The sequence below is a fragment of the Brevibacillus centrosporus genome (assembly GCF_046622605.1).
GTDB lineage: Bacteria > Bacillota > Bacilli > Brevibacillales > Brevibacillaceae > Brevibacillus > Brevibacillus centrosporus.
Genome location: NZ_CP176856.1, coordinates 1,828,759 through 1,843,148, shown reverse-complemented (window position 1 = coordinate 1,843,148; position 14,390 = coordinate 1,828,759). Strand labels below are relative to the sequence as shown.

Here is a 14,390-nt window from a genome sequence, read left to right as displayed (position 1 = left end):
ATGTTTAGAAACTTGGCTCTACCTAGCCTTTTGCACCCAAAGAGTACAGACCTCACCTTAGTTGCCCTTATCCTGGATAAGAATTCCTCAAATTCTTCCTGTATAAAAAAAGGTGTCCCTCTATCACTCATCGACAGAAGGACGCCCTTTTTCATTTTACCCTTTATTGAATCTTGGACTGCGTCTGTTTTTTGCGAATGGCATTCATCAAGGTTCGCAGTTTATTGCCTCCAGGCAGCCATTCCAGCTCTTTTTCCTCAATCAGCGGGATGAGCAGCAGCAGACCCAGGTAGATGATCAGACCTACACCGACTCCTGAAACGGTCTCCAACGCTCCCAGCAAGCGCACCTTTTCTTTGCCAGCAAGCAGCAGCTCAACAGCCTCTGTCGCTCCCCATGCCAGAAGCAGCATGAGATTGGCGACGAGAAGGGGATAGAGCGTATCAAATCGCCAGTTGATCGGCACCGTTACCAGACGGTTGATCGTCCGCATGTTGAGGATGCAGACAAATGCTGTCGCGCACAGCCAGGACAGAGAAAGACCGTCCATGCCCAACAGCGACGTAAAGACGAGAGTCGCAGCTACCTTCACCAGCACACCGTAGAGCAAATGGCGTGCCGGGATTTTCTCTTTTCCAATCCCTTGCAAAATGCCGTTGGTCGCGAGAAGGAGGGACAATGGAATCGCACTGATTCCTAGAATCGCCATCGCTCGTGTGCCCTCCATATCACCGTAGAGAGCCAGGTTCGCGCCTTCTGCTACAGCGGTCAAGCCCAGTCCGGCTGGCAGTCCAATCAGCCACGCATAGCGCAAAGACAGCTTGGTCAAGGTCGTGACACGTTCAGAGTCCTTTTGCCGTACTGCTTCAGCAATGGCGGGAACGATAGAAAGAGCAATCGAGGAGCCGAACAAGCTCGCCATCTGCAATAGAGGACCACCACGGCTATAGATTCCAAACCACGTATCTGCAGTGAGTCCATCCACGTTCCAAATATAACGGAAAATATTAATCGCAAGAAAAGAGTCGGTCAGAGAAAAGATCGGGATCACCAGGGCAGAGATACAGATCGGCCAGGCAATGCGCCACATGGATGCGAAGAAGGCACGATCGTACCACCAATCTACGCGCTTCCACTGAGCACCCGTGAATACTGAATCTTTGCGATTGTGCATCCACATCAGCAAGGCCAAGAAACCGAGACTCAAAAACGTACTGATCATCGTACCAAAATTGACACCGGTAATCACTGTGTCGGTATCCTCACCCAGCGAAACCAGATAGAGCGAAGCGACCAGAATAAAGACGACACGCAAGGTCTGCTCGACGATCTGGGACAAGCCGACGTACAGCATCTTTTGATAGCCGTAAAAAAATCCGCGAATGACCGCAATCAGCGGGACGAACAGCAGGGATAAGGATATCGCACGGATCGGCTCGATCAAATGCGGATTTCCCATCATCTTTGCAATCAGAGGAGATGTCACATACAAAATCGCAAACAGAGCGACACCGATAGCTCCCATCATGACCATGCTCCGCGCCAGAATCTGTCCGACGGAGCCTTGCTTGCCCTCTGCCAATGCTTCCGCTATGACTCTGGACAAAGCTACAGGAACACCCGCAGTAGCCAGAATCAGAAAGGTCAGGTAGAGCGGATACACCTCTTGATAGAGTCCGAGACCGTTGTCCCCCACAATTTCCTGAAGTGGAATGCGGTAGAACATCCCGATCACTTTGGACAAAATCCCCGCCACGGCGAGAATTAACGCGCCTGCGAGAAAATGACTTTTTTTCAACATGGGAAACTCCTTTATAGGGGGGATCCCCCGAATCGACATGAACCCACTCTCTATCCTACTATCATTTACCCTTTCCAGCAAACAGGTATAACGATGGAATTTGGCAGGAATACTGTTGAAACGTAGATTGATCGACTTCTTAGAATCGTCTGCCATGAATAGGAGGGGTAATCATGCCTGTTACCGGATTTTTGATCCGAAACGTTCAGTGGCCACTAATGGAACGACTGAAGGAGAATCGGACACGCCACTACTTGCGAGATTTGCAGAATGCGCAGGGCTTTTCTCAGGAGCAGCTGCTAGATCGACAAAGACAAAAGCTGGGACGCCTGTTGCAGCATGCTGTGCACAATGTCCCGGCTTACGCGTCGTTCGCGTCTGAGTGGGACACGAGCCGCATTCCTCCTGAGCGTTTTTTACAGCGCATCCCCATCCTCAGCAAAACTCATTTCCGCTTGCATGCGGACGATTACGTAACGAAAGGCGTAAATTCCGCCCAGCTCATCGGAAACCGGACAGGCGGTTCAACCGGAGAGCCCACTCGCTTTTATCTGGACCGCATCGCCGTCGAGCACTACGAAGCGGCTCGCTGGCTTGGACTATCGTGGCACGGCATCCAGATCGGGGATCCTTCTGTGATGATCTGGGGATCCCCCTTGGAGCTGAACCAGCAGCAAGCCAAACGGTATCGCTGGAAGGAACGCTGGCTGAAAAACCGGCTGCTTCTCTCCGCCTACGAACTGGACGAACGCAGGCTGCAGACTCATTTGACGCTCATTCAACGCTTTCGGCCTGCTTATTTATACGGGTATGCCTCTGCTCTTCATATACTTGCCGAAATGATGCTGAACCGAGGCTGGACGATTGGAATCCCGCTAAAGGGCGTCGTTTCAACGGCAGAGAGCCTGCATGAGCATCAGCGAAAAGCAATAGCAGAAGCTTTTCAAGCTCCCATCATCAATGAATACGGAGCCCGTGATGGGGGGATCATCGCCTATCAGTGTCCTGCCGGCAGAATGCACGCCTTCAGTGAGAATTGCTTCCTGGAGGTCGTCGATCCCATCACCCATCTCCCCCTTTATCCAGGGGAATCCGGTGTCTTGCTCGTCACGGATCTGCACAATACGGTCATGCCTCGCCTGCGCTATCAGTTGGGCGATGTCGTCGCGCTTTCCCCAGAATTATGCTCTTGTGGCATCAGCTATCCACTCCTGAACACGATTGACGGAAGAGAAGACGACATGTTTATTTCGCAAAATGGGCAGTATGTCCATGGTCATTATTTCAACCACATCGTGCGCAATTTGGAAAGCTTTCGCACCTTTCAGCTCATCCAGCATGAGCCGCAAAGTCTGAGCCTGAAGCTGGTAAAAGAGCCCAGTCGCTTTCACACCGCTGACGAGGATCGCCTGCTGGCGGGCATTCGGATGGCACTCGGCGAAGTCAGTGTACAGGTAGCGTACGTTGACCATATCCCACCTACCGGCTCAGGAAAATTTCGTTATGCCATTCGGGAATGCCCGCTCAAGAGCGTCCAGCCGCTGGAGTAGAACGTCTGCGTACCTTTTGCAGCAGCTCTGAAACCAAAGGCTCTCGCAGGATCGCGAGCACAGCCAAATATAGCAGCGCTGCAGCCACAATCCCGAGCGGCAGATAGATCCACAGAGGCAACAGGGACAGCCACGGATCTGCCAGCACAATCGCAGCACCCATTACCAGACAAGCGATCAGCGTCTTGGCGAGCGTTTTCAGGAAGCCGCTTTGCACAGGGACACCTACCGCCTTCCACAGCCAAATAAACAGCAAAACAGCTTGACTGAGGGCTGAAAGGGCATTGGCCAGGGCGATTCCACCGTGCCCCATCCAAGGAATCAAAAGCCAGTTGGCAGCTGCGTACACTCCGATCCCGATCGCTCCGATCACCACGGGAGTACGCGTGTTTTCCAACGCATAAAACGCTCTTGTAAGCAAATCGCGTGCTGCCAGAAAATAAAGCCCGAGGCCATAGAACGGCAGCGCCCACGCTGTCAAAGCGACGGAGTACTCATCAAAAGCGCCACGTTGAAAAGCCAGGCGGACGATTGGCTCCGCGTACAAAGCCAGACCGACCGTCACCGGGATGAGCAGGATGAGCAGGTAGGCCAGCCCTTTTTGCAGGATTTGCTTCATCTCTTTCATCTCGCCGCGCTTCACGTGACTGGCGAGCAACGGAAAGAGAGGCAGCGTGAACGCTCCTACGAATATCGCCATAGGCATTTGCACGATCTGGTTGGCATTCGCAAGTGCAGAAATCACTCCTGTCCCTACTCCCTCTGCGAAACCGCGCTCCAGAAATGTCGTCGCTTGCGCCACCACAGCCCCGATCAAAATCGGGATGACACGCTCACCCATACCTTTTAGTGCCTCGTCATTTTTCCAGGCAAATGACAGGCGATGGTCGTAGCCGAAACGGCGCAAGGTTGGGATCATGGTCAGCATCGCTGCCAAGTAGCCCAAGGTAGTGGCAATCACCAGGCCGTTCGGTCCGTAGATCGGCACGAGAACGTACATGCTAACAATGACGACAGCCCCGTTCGCCACTGTCCCGAGCGTCGGTGTAAAGAAATGCTGATGCGAATTGCAAATGCTCGACCAAAGCCCGGTCAAGCCGATAAAGATCGCGGATGGCCACATCCAACGCAGCATGTCAGCCGTCATTTCCAGCTTTGCACCCGACAAACCGAACATGGCAGCCAGTTCCCTCGAGAATCCTACTCCCATTCCAGCCAACACGACGAATATGACCAGAATGACCGTCAGCATTTTGTGGTACAGCTCCGTTGTGCGCTGCTGCTTTTCCATCAGCCCGCGCATGGTCGGAATCAGGATGGCATTGACAGCTCCAGGCACGACCAAGAACAGCGTGAGTGGAATCGTCGCCGCAATGTTAAAGGCATCCGACTCCATTCCCGTGCCGTACAAGCTGGATAGATAGATGCTGCGGAAAAAGCCGAGCAGCCTTCCTACCAGCGTCAATACGACGATCATTGAAGCGATTCGTAACAAACTCATGTACCTTATCTCCTATCTCTAGTAAACGACGAATGCTGTTAATACCTTGATATCATATCTTATTTCTATGGTTCCTACCAACCTCTTTCCTGCCTGGGTTGCGGCGAGATAGATGGATTCATTATAATAGACAGGTTAATCCTAAGCGTGTAGGAGGACTACAATCAAAATGAGAGAAACCGTGTTGAAGTGGGGAAGCCAATCAACTACGTGGTTGTATTTGCTTTTGGCCTATCCTGTCATTGATTATGTGTTGCGGAAAATTCTACCGATTCCTGTCGTTTCGTCTTTTTGGGATGAAGGTCTGCTCCTGATCCTTTTAGGCTTTACGTTCGTTGCCTATTTTCAAGGCAAAAGGACGATGCCCAAGATCAAGCACCTGTTGATCGCCTTTCTGGTCCTCGGCATCGCCTTGATGGTAACCGACATGGCCAACTGGGATGCGAGCGTGGAAGGTTTCCGTTCGGTCTATCAGTACATCATTGCCTTCCTGATGGGCTTTTACCTGCTGCAGTCGATGGAGCAGCTGGACAAGCTGATGAAGGGACTTGCCCTCGTCGGATTTTTGGCAGGTCTCGTCGGTGTCATGCAGGTAGTCCTGGGTGTACAGACTCCTGAATCCTGGGTACAGGAAGGAGAAGCGATCACGACTCGCGCTTTTTCCTTTGTGACAAGCCCCAACGTTCTGGGAAGCTACATGGCTCTGATTGCTCCTGTGGCTGCCGGACTTTTCCTGAAGGCACCATCCCGGAAAGAAAAGATTGTGTGGGCAGTCGTTACGTTGACTACACTGCTTGCGCTGCTACTTACCGGATCTCGCGGCGCTTGGTTTGCTTTAGCGTTTTCGCTGTTCATATGCTGCTACATATGGAACAAGCGCATTGCAGGCTACCTCGTTCTCGCTGGAATCATCGGGGTCGTGGCTCTATTCTTTGTTCCTGAGTCAGTCCCACTCGTAGGTACGATCAAAAACCGGATTTTCACTCTGTTTACGGCTGACTATATGTCTTCCAGTCTGGAAGGCGGACGCCTCGGTCGCTGGGGTGAAGCTTATGACAAAATGCGTGTCGAGCCACTGTTTGGCGTTGGCCTCGGTCATCACGGCGGAGCGGTTGCTTCGCGTCATTTCGGAACCATTTACTCGGACAGCTACTTCTTCAAGAGCCTTGCTGAATTTGGCTTGATCGGGATTATCATGCTGATCGGCCTCGTCGCGCAAATTCTTCGTTACAGTACTAAAGTCATTCGCAGCCTGACAGAGTCGCCGTATTTCTTCGCCCTGTTGGGACTATTCGGTGGACTCTTTGCGGTCGCCCTGCACAATTTGGTGGAAAACATTTTTGAGGTGCCGTTCATGGCCCTTTACTTCTGGCTGTTTGGCGGCTTCTTCTGCGCTTTATTCGTCGACCAAACCCAAACAAAAAGGTGGTGAATCCCATGCGACGCAATCCTATTCTAACTACGGTCGGCTGGGCATTGTACGCCATTGCTCTGCTGCTCATTTACCACTTGCTCATCAAACCTGCATTTCTCGACCTGACGTGGATCGCTCTCTTGGTGTTTCTGCCACTTCTGGCCTTCTGCTATTACGTGGTCCATCCAAAGGAACGCAGGCAAGTTCTTGCCTTCACGATCGCTGTCTTGCTGCTTGACCGTGCGCTTACACGGGTCGATGTGAAAACAACGGCAGCTCTTTTGATAGGCGGAGCCATTGCAATCATCGTCATCGCGCTCCTCGCCAAATGGTATGGACGTCTGAACTGGAAAGCGGTTGGCTCCCTCGTGATCGTTGCCCTGCTCGCCAATGTGACCTTCAATCGGGACACGCTGGCTGCCCTGAGCCATTTCACGGTGAAATACGAATCCGATCGCCTCTACAACGGTCAATGGGTTGACTACTTCCCGATGGCTTTGTACGACGTGGATCACGACGGCAAGCAAGAGATTATTACTTATGGAAATGCTGAAGAGCTCCCTCTTCCGGAAGAGGCGGCGAAAAAGCCGGAGACCGAAGAAGAGAAAAAGGCACTGGCTGACAAGCTTCTGCACCTGCAGCCTGAACCGGTCTCGTTGTACGTCTTGACCTGGAGAGATGGCAAAATGGTTCGCATGCCAAATGACCAGATCCCTGCTGAGACCATGACGGTTCTGAAGCAACAGCTGCCTACAGACTACCCTGGCTTTCCGTACTATACGATGAAAGACGGTCAGCTCGTGCCAAACGTACAGCGCCAGCCTTACGCGGAAGCTATGCTGCAGGTAGGAACTGCTCCTTATCGCGCTTTCATGCTGGATATGGACAACATCGCCAATCAGCTGGAGGAAAACGACGGAAGCATGGACCTGCGCAGGCAGATGGGCAGCAAATACAAAGATTTGCACATCAAGGGCGGCATGCTGACAGGTACGTATGATGGCAAACCGTTTGGCGGAACGACCAAAGCGACAAAGCTCATGACAACCATGATGCTCCCGGATGGCAGCGAAGGCTTGGTCACGATGGGCGAGCACCTGAGCGTCCTGAAGGTAGAAGCAGATGGTACACTTACCGAAGCCTACACACTTACTCGTAAAGAAGCGGAGCTGGCTACAGGTGAATTCATCCCGGCAGATATCGACCATGACAAAGTAGACGAGCTTTTGATCGCAGGAAAGCCGTCCTACATCCTGAAGCCGAAAGCAGATGGCGCCTGGGAGATTTTGTGGGCAAGCGCTGAAAACGACAAGAGCTTCCGCTTCTCCAACTTCGCCTCTGTCGGAGCTGGACAGCCGGAAATTATCGCCAAGGCCAAAAGCTGGGTAAGTACGACAGACAGCCGCTATTTGAGCGGATACAACTATACCCCAGATGGGCTGGAAGAAAACTGGCGGATTTACCTGCCGCTGATCAACGTCCAAGTCGGTGACGTCGATGGCGACAAGCAAAACGAAATCGTCGCCACCATTTACAACACACATCGCGTGCTCGTATTCAAACCACACAACGTCCCAGTGCTCACACTCACGATTATTCTGTTTATCGGGCTATTGGGTTACGGCGTAGTAAGGAGGGTTCGCCATGCGTAAGCTTACGAAGGCATCGGCATTGCTCGCTGGCATCTGCGCGGCTGCCCTGCTCGGCGGTTGCACCTATGAGTCTGGTCCAAAATCGTTCGCTTCCACCAATTTTGGGACTACACCGGAGCAGACGACAACGGCGCAGACGGAATCCGGAGCGGACTGGCTGAAAACCGCTTTGGAAAAAGCGAAAACAGACCCGGAAGCTCAATCCTACTGGTATAAAGGACATGTAAAAAACATGATCCTCTCCCGTTCCACGACCAGCATGTTCAACGGAGCCGTCGTCAACGGCAAAGGCTACAACGTAGATGCCCGCATCGCGGCACAGCCATACCAGTACTACCGCATCGACGACAAGCGCTACATCCGCGCCAACGATTACTGGCTGACGGCAAATGAAGATCCACTTGCGTTTGACGTATTGGCTGGCTTTGACGACTGGCTGCCTTTCATGGACAAAGCCGTTCAGCTGCCAGATGATAAAGTATACGGAACCGTATGCGTTCCTTTCCAGCTCAAAATGACGGGTGCAGATTGGCTGAAAACCAGCCAAAGCGCTCTTCTGGATCCGCTGAAGCAGAAGCTGGGCAATCGACCTGATCTGGACTACATTTTGAATGAATCCACGATCAAAACAACGTTCTGGATCGGCAAGGACGACCGTCTGATTCACCAGTACGAAACATGGATCATCCTCCCGCTGCCGGAAGCCGGGACAATGGATCAACAGGTGCTGTTCCAGCTATACAAATACAACGATCCGGGTATTCATATCAAGGATCCGTCGGAAGTCGAAAAGTACCTGCTTTACTAATCAAGTCTGCAACATGAGATACAAAAAGAGCTGACGCGGCAAAGGCGATCAGCTCTTTTTTTGCTTACGATTGGATTTCTTCAGTGCGCTGTGACTTCCAGAGCGTCAAGCTATACCCACAGGCAACTAGCGAGAGGACGCCCATGACCATGTACAAGGCCGCTCCTCCCCATTGCTGAAACACCCATCCCCCAGCGATCGATCCGATAATGCCGGAGATTCCGAAGAACAGGACAGCCAATATCGTTTGTCCGGTTGCTTTCCACTCCTCAGGAATGATCCGATACAAGTACTGAATGGTCGCCGTATAGAAGATGACAAAGGTTACGCCTTGGGTCAGCTGCAAATATACGACCCACTCGGCAGACGGCGCCATCGCACACAAAGCGTAACGGATCGTGTACAAAGCGGTTGCCCACGTAATCAGCTTGATCTCGCTCCACTTTTGCAGGATACGTGCACTGAGGGCGAAAAATAGCACCTCGCTGATAGCCGCAAAAAACCACGCCTGTCCCACATCGCCCGTGCTCCCGCCGAGACTCTGGACGAAAACGCCGAGAAAGCTGTCATTCGTGCGATGCGGTGTCGCCGCGATCAGCACCAGCAAAAAGAATTGCAGGGTCTTGGGATAGAAGAAAAATTGCTTGAGCTCCTGCCTGGACAGCTTCTTGCTGCTGGAGGGTGCATCAGAGACGACAAGCGCAAACACAAACGCGAGCAGTCCATAGCCCAAAAAGAGCCAGCTAAGACGATCCATCCCCAGCTGATCCACCGTCCACCCGATGATCAAGGACGCTGTGGCATATCCGATCGCGCCGAACGTCCGAATCGATCCGAAGCTGATCTGATGCTGCTGCGCCACTCGGTAATTGAGGCTTTCCGTCAACGGGTCCGTAGGCAGCAGGAAGAAGTACATCGCGCCAACTAACAGAAACAAAAGGGAAAAATGGTTCGTGGTAAACAACGTCATGCCTACCAGTATGGATGCTCCCAGTGTGAGGAGGATAATGCGCTTGATTGTCTTGTACTTGTCACTCACCATCCCCCAGAAAGGCTGGGAGAGAATGCCGATGAACGAGCCAAAGCCAACCATCATCCCGATTTCCCCTGGGGTAACGCCGCGGAACGTCAAGTACACGGGCACAAATGAGATGAAGATGGACAGAAGAGAAAAATAAAAAAAGTTATAAGCGCGCAAGGTTTGAATGCCCAGCTTCACTGTATTCAGTCTCCATTTCCGACGAAAATCCCCGTAACCTGTGGCTACGGGGTATGTGATTTCCTCTTTCTACTCCACCAGATCCGTCATGAGCTCAGCCAGCTGTCTCGCCTGCTCGCGGCGTTCGTACGGCTTGACTCTGCTTGCGAAGTCGGCTCCGCGCTCCGCCTGGCTCCGAATCCCCTGAGCTTTCCAATCCTTGTACAGCTGCAGGTAAGCCTCTTTGATCGCATCCTTTTCCTCAGGGTCTGCAACCTGGCCCAATTGGAACTTCTCAATGATTTCTGTCGCTTCCCCAGCCTTGTTCAGAGCGAGAATCGGATTTCCGATCCCCATGTACTCATAGAGCTTACCCGGGATGTACGCACCTGCGTCAGCAGAAACATCGCCAATCAGCAGCAGGGCGTCTGCTCCTTTCATCAATCCGAGGGCATCCTTGTGCGGCAGGTTGCCCAATACACGGACAATGCTTCCCAAGTTTAGCTTCTCTACGCAGTCGCGATTTTCGGAATAGCCCGGATAGTCAAACACACCTGCAAAGCTGAGCAGCAGGTCATTTTGATCGACTTCTCCTGCGTCAATCAGCTCGCGAATGGCTTGCAACAGCAGCCGTGGATTGCGTTTTTGATACAGAATTCCAGCGTATACGGCGTGGAATTTGCCTGGTGCTTCATGGCTCGGCGCAAGTCCTTCGAAGTCAGCCTGATCAAATCCGTTGTAAATGAGCTCAAGGCGCTTGATGCGCTCCTGATACTTGTCTTGAAAATTTTTCGCAAACGTCGCTGTCACCGTCGTGATCGCATCCGCTTCCAGCATGACATCGGCTTCCATCCGCTCTTCCATCTGCTCGCGCCATGCGATCCCCGATGTGTGCATGTTTTGCGTCCACGGATCTCGGAAATCGGCTACCCATTTGCAATCAAACTGTCGCGCCAGGTTGCGGGCGACCAAGTGGTTCGTAACAGGTCCCGATGTGGAGAAAATCACGTCGATCTTCTCACGCTTCATGATTTCGCGCCCAAGCTTCACAGCGTTCGGCAGCCACAATATTTGATCGTCCGGAATCAGCAAGTACGGCTTGGCTTTCTTCAGAACGTTGATCACCTGTTTTTTCAGCGCGGCCTTGGCAGAAGGCTTCGACACTGGTACTCCTTCTGAAGCCGGCTTCGCTGGTACTGCCGCTGCTCCCCGATTTGGCAGCAGCTTCCACTCCTTTGCCCGATGAATGGTCACTTCAGCTGGAAGCTGTGCTAAAAGAGATGGATCCAGCGTGGCATGATAGGCAGGCTCCACTGTCAGCACATGAACTCTCCAGCCAAACTCCCCCAAATATTTGGCCATTTTCAGAGGTCTTGGCACACCACCACCTCCGATGGGAGGAAAGATGTAGCAGATGATCAACACGTTGCGCTTATTCATTTCTGTAACCGTCCTTGTCCTTTTCATTTTCCTGAATACACGATACCATAAGTCCTGGCTTATTGCGAATCTATCAGGCATCTGCTATAGTGAAAATGGCTTTTTATTACGATTCGGGTGAATTTAGATGAGCAAATTACGAGTCCTCCACGTGATTGGCGGGGGGGAGTTTGGCGGAGCGGAACAGCATATCCTAAATCTTGTCTCCACGTTTTCCGTCGAGGAAGTAGAGGTAGCAGTCGTTTGCTTTTATGACTCCCTCTTTGCCAGCAAGCTGAGACAAGCGGGGATCACTGTCTTTACGCTGAATCAGTTCGGGCGCTTTGACTTACGACTGCTCCGGGCTTTGCGGAATACGTTCCACGCCTTTCAACCAGCAATCATACATACACATGGTGTCAAAGCGAACTTCTTTTCCAGACTGGCGGCCCGCGGACTGAGAGTCCCGATGCTGACGACCGTCCACAGCTCGCTGCGCTACGATTATTCCAGCCCTCTCGCCTACGCGATCGTCAATCTGATGGAGCGGAGTACCCGGCAGTGGAATCAGCACTACATCGCGATCAGCGAAGCTTTGGCGAGCATCTTGCGCGAGCAGGGCGTCGCTTCTCGTGATATCAGCGTCATTTACAATGGAATGGATTTGTCTCCCTATCGCCAACATCAGTTGCGCGAAGAGGATCGTACTCGTTTGCGAACGGAGTGGGAGCTTCCCCAGGATGCTTTTGTCTTTGCCACAGTCGCACGCTTCGTCCCGGTGAAAGGACTGCCTGTCCTCGTCGATGCCTTTTCCAAGTTTGCGGCCAATACCGCCAGCAGTCCCTACCTCGTGCTCGTAGGAGACGGTCCTGAACGGGAGAGCCTGGAAGCGCAGGTACGCAAGCTCGGTCTGGAAGCACGTGTCCGCTTTGCCGGCTTTCGCCAAGACATTCCTGCATGCCTGCACGCTTGTGATGCCTTCGTACACTCCTCGTTTTACGAAGGTCTCGGCTACACCATCATCGAAGCGATGGCCTCGGAGGTTCCTGTCATTGCCAGCAATGTCGGCGGAGTAAAAGAATTTGTCTTCCACGAGGACACCGGGTTGGTCGTCGAGCCTGGAGATCCATCTGCCTTGTCAGGCGCCATGGAAAAGCTGCTGAACTCGCCAGAGCTGTCAGATGCGATGGTCCAGCAGGCTTTATCGCGGGTCGAACGCTCCTTTACGATCGAAAAAATGACGGAGCAGATCGTGAGTCTCTACCGGAAAATGCTCCACTAAAAAGCACGACGTGTCGTCTTTCAAACGCCGTCGTGCTTTTTCTTTGCGTAAGGTTTTTCGTAGTTGCCTGTTGTCGAACAATCTGGTTTCATAGAACTGAGGCAATTTTTTGAAACATACCCGAGAGGATGAACAACGGATGAAACTATTTCTATCAGTTGACATGGAAGGGATCTCAGGCATCGTCGATAACAGCTATATCAATCCTGATGCGGGTGTCAACTACCAGCGCGGCCGCAAGTTTATGACAGACGACGCCAATGCGGTGATTGAAGCCGCTTTTGATGCGGGCGCGACAGAGATCGTCGTTGCTGACAGCCACAACACGATGAACAATATTTTGTGGGAGTCCTTGCATCCAAAAGTAAAGCTTCTGGCTGGCTCCCCTCGCAATTACTCCATGATGCAGGAACTGGATGAAAGCTTCGACGCCGCCCTGTTTGTTGGCTACCACACACGTCAGGGCGTACCTGGTGTACTAAGCCACACGATGTCCGGTGTCATCCGCAACCTGTATATCAACGGGCGTGTCGTGGGCGAATTCGGCTTTAATGCCATTTACGCTGGAATGTTTAAAGTACCGGTCGTCATGGTATCCGGCGATGAGCTAATCGCAGAAGAAGCCAAGGCCCTGATCCCTGGCATCTCAACAGCCGTCGTCAAGAAAGCCGTATCACGTACCGCTGCACTCTGTCTGTCCCGCGAAGCTGCAACGGCTGAGCTCAAAACAAAAACGATGCTGGCACTCTCCCAGATCGGCAGCATCGCGCCGCTTGAATTTGGCGAGCCTGTAGAGATGGCTGTGGAGTTTTCCCATGCCGGACAAGCAGAAATGGCTGCGATCACGCCAGGTACCCGCTATGAGACCGAAACCAACACCCTGTATTACACCGTGAAGGACGCACATGACCTGTACAAAACGATGCGTTCCATGCTCAATCTCGCTGGGGGAGCTGAGTTTTTCTAAAAGGCTTTCTCACAATAAGACAGTGGCAGTCATGGACGCAAAATCCTAGACTGCCACTGTTTTGTTTGTTTATCTCCGCCTAGTGAAGACCCCATCCAAGAATCAGCTCTCTTAGCTCTTGGAGCATCACTCGCTGATACTCGTTTCCATCTCGGTAAAGCTTCCCGATATCCCTATAGGTCTGATTCAGGCTTTCTTGGTATTTCGGATCTTGTTTATCGGGATGTGTGGCTTTAAAGTGATTCATCACTGCTTGAATATAAGCTGGACGAGCCCCCCATCTGCCTAGTACCTCTCCACTTCTCCTTAAAAATACTGCGATCGGCTGAGCCCGGCCACCATCCGTAAGAAATTGGTCCATCGTCTCCAAGTGATCTTCCATTATCAAGACTTCTGTCGTCATTCGTGCCTGTTCCATTACTCGAAATAACACTGGCACGTTCCAGATGACATCTGGACACCAATCCGTACACAGGATGAGACAATGAAGATCCTCATGCTCGGGAATGGAGCCAAAGAATGCTTTGTCCTCTGCACTTGCCCACGAGAAATGCTCGTAATTCGCGATCATCTTTTCTTTCGTGTTCGGGATCCCGCTGAGCTCCATCGTCCTGATCTCCATGCTCTCCATGAAGGTATGTGGTGAGATTCCCTGTCCTATTTTATGTTTCAGGTTCAACGTCTTGTTCATTGCGGCACATCCTTTGCTAGGTCGATTGTTACAAAAAGCTTACAAAAAAACTGACCCTTTAAACAGGGTCAGTTTCTCCTGAAATGTCATGGTCAGTTTTTTGTATT

General features: G+C 52.1%; 11 protein-coding genes. 6 read left to right on the top strand and 5 right to left on the bottom strand.

Translation table 11 applies throughout. The annotated features are described in order from the left end of the window. Positions 1-163 precede the first annotated feature (163 nt). Positions 164-1,801 carry a putative polysaccharide biosynthesis protein gene (locus ACLIN2_RS09540; protein ID WP_411503909.1) on the bottom strand — a complete coding sequence of 546 codons (1,638 nt, stop codon included), beginning with the start codon at positions 1,799-1,801 and terminating at the stop codon, positions 164-166. Positions 1,802-1,974: 173 nt separating this feature from the next. Here ACLIN2_RS09540 and ACLIN2_RS09535 point away from each other — a divergent pair, with 173 nt between their 5' ends. Continuing rightward, on the top strand, positions 1,975-3,351 hold the full coding sequence (locus ACLIN2_RS09535; RefSeq protein ID WP_411503908.1) for a phenylacetate--CoA ligase family protein: 1,377 nt from the start codon (positions 1,975-1,977) through the stop codon (positions 3,349-3,351). Here the strand turns inward: ACLIN2_RS09535 and murJ are convergent. After that, a complete protein-coding gene (gene murJ, locus ACLIN2_RS09530) occupies positions 3,326-4,852 on the bottom strand; it encodes a murein biosynthesis integral membrane protein MurJ (protein ID WP_411503907.1) in 1,527 nt (508 codons plus the stop codon). The two genes, ACLIN2_RS09535 and murJ, sit on opposite strands and share 26 nt — an antisense overlap. A 169-nt stretch (positions 4,853-5,021) precedes the next feature. On the opposite strand from murJ, the gene ACLIN2_RS09525 reads away from it, so the two are divergent. From ACLIN2_RS09525 to ACLIN2_RS09515, 3 genes are read left to right on the top strand one after another with little or no spacing between them, the layout of a single operon-like run. Further along, complete coding sequence (locus tag ACLIN2_RS09525; protein ID WP_411503906.1) at positions 5,022-6,284, top strand: O-antigen ligase family protein; 1,263 nt, start codon at positions 5,022-5,024, stop codon at positions 6,282-6,284. 5 nt (positions 6,285-6,289) lie between these two features. Continuing rightward, positions 6,290-7,918 carry a hypothetical protein gene (locus tag ACLIN2_RS09520; protein WP_411503905.1) on the top strand — a complete coding sequence of 543 codons (1,629 nt, stop codon included), beginning with the start codon at positions 6,290-6,292 and terminating at the stop codon, positions 7,916-7,918. After that, complete coding sequence (locus ACLIN2_RS09515) at positions 7,911-8,726, top strand: hypothetical protein (RefSeq protein ID WP_092274282.1); 816 nt, start codon at positions 7,911-7,913, stop codon at positions 8,724-8,726. The genes ACLIN2_RS09520 and ACLIN2_RS09515 overlap by 8 nt, the downstream gene beginning before the upstream one ends. Positions 8,727-8,790: 64 nt before the next feature. On the opposite strand, the gene ACLIN2_RS09510 is transcribed toward ACLIN2_RS09515, so the two are convergent. Together ACLIN2_RS09510 and ACLIN2_RS09505 are read right to left on the bottom strand one after the other, a co-directional pair. Then, entirely contained in the window at positions 8,791-9,945 is a 1,155-nt protein-coding gene (locus ACLIN2_RS09510) for an MFS transporter (protein ID WP_411503904.1), read from the bottom strand. 69 nt (positions 9,946-10,014) lie between these two features. Continuing rightward, on the bottom strand, positions 10,015-11,364 hold the full coding sequence (locus tag ACLIN2_RS09505) for a glycosyltransferase family 4 protein (RefSeq protein ID WP_411503903.1): 1,350 nt from the start codon (positions 11,362-11,364) through the stop codon (positions 10,015-10,017). A 127-nt stretch (positions 11,365-11,491) separates the two neighbouring features. Here ACLIN2_RS09505 and ACLIN2_RS09500 point away from each other — a divergent pair, with 127 nt between their 5' ends. Next, on the top strand, positions 11,492-12,625 hold the full coding sequence (locus ACLIN2_RS09500; protein ID WP_411503902.1) for a glycosyltransferase: 1,134 nt from the start codon (positions 11,492-11,494) through the stop codon (positions 12,623-12,625). Positions 12,626-12,764: 139 nt separating this feature from the next. After that, positions 12,765-13,592 carry a M55 family metallopeptidase gene (locus tag ACLIN2_RS09495; RefSeq protein WP_092274293.1) on the top strand — a complete coding sequence of 276 codons (828 nt, stop codon included), beginning with the start codon at positions 12,765-12,767 and terminating at the stop codon, positions 13,590-13,592. Between the two features lie 79 nt (positions 13,593-13,671). On the opposite strand, the gene ACLIN2_RS09490 is transcribed toward ACLIN2_RS09495, so the two are convergent. Beyond that, complete coding sequence (locus ACLIN2_RS09490; protein ID WP_411503901.1) at positions 13,672-14,283, bottom strand: thioredoxin family protein; 612 nt, start codon at positions 14,281-14,283, stop codon at positions 13,672-13,674. Positions 14,284-14,390 lie beyond the last annotated feature (107 nt).

Bases quoted from the DNA above. Each gene is read 5' to 3' on its own strand.
- ACLIN2_RS09505 (WP_411503903.1), bottom strand. From the start codon at position 11,364: ATGAATAAGCGCAACGTGTTGATCATCTGCTACATCTTTCCTCCCATC.
- ACLIN2_RS09515 (WP_092274282.1), top strand. From the start codon at position 7,911: ATGCGTAAGCTTACGAAGGCATCGGCATTGCTCGCTGGCATCTGCGCG.
- ACLIN2_RS09490 (WP_411503901.1), bottom strand. From the start codon at position 14,283: ATGAACAAGACGTTGAACCTGAAACATAAAATAGGACAGGGAATCTCA.
- murJ (WP_411503907.1), bottom strand. From the start codon at position 4,852: ATGAGTTTGTTACGAATCGCTTCAATGATCGTCGTATTGACGCTGGTA.
- ACLIN2_RS09495 (WP_092274293.1), top strand. From the start codon at position 12,765: ATGAAACTATTTCTATCAGTTGACATGGAAGGGATCTCAGGCATCGTC.
- ACLIN2_RS09520 (WP_411503905.1), top strand. From the start codon at position 6,290: ATGCGACGCAATCCTATTCTAACTACGGTCGGCTGGGCATTGTACGCC.
- ACLIN2_RS09500 (WP_411503902.1), top strand. From the start codon at position 11,492: ATGAGCAAATTACGAGTCCTCCACGTGATTGGCGGGGGGGAGTTTGGC.
- ACLIN2_RS09525 (WP_411503906.1), top strand. From the start codon at position 5,022: ATGAGAGAAACCGTGTTGAAGTGGGGAAGCCAATCAACTACGTGGTTG.
- ACLIN2_RS09540 (WP_411503909.1), bottom strand. From the start codon at position 1,801: ATGTTGAAAAAAAGTCATTTTCTCGCAGGCGCGTTAATTCTCGCCGTG.
- ACLIN2_RS09535 (WP_411503908.1), top strand. From the start codon at position 1,975: ATGCCTGTTACCGGATTTTTGATCCGAAACGTTCAGTGGCCACTAATG.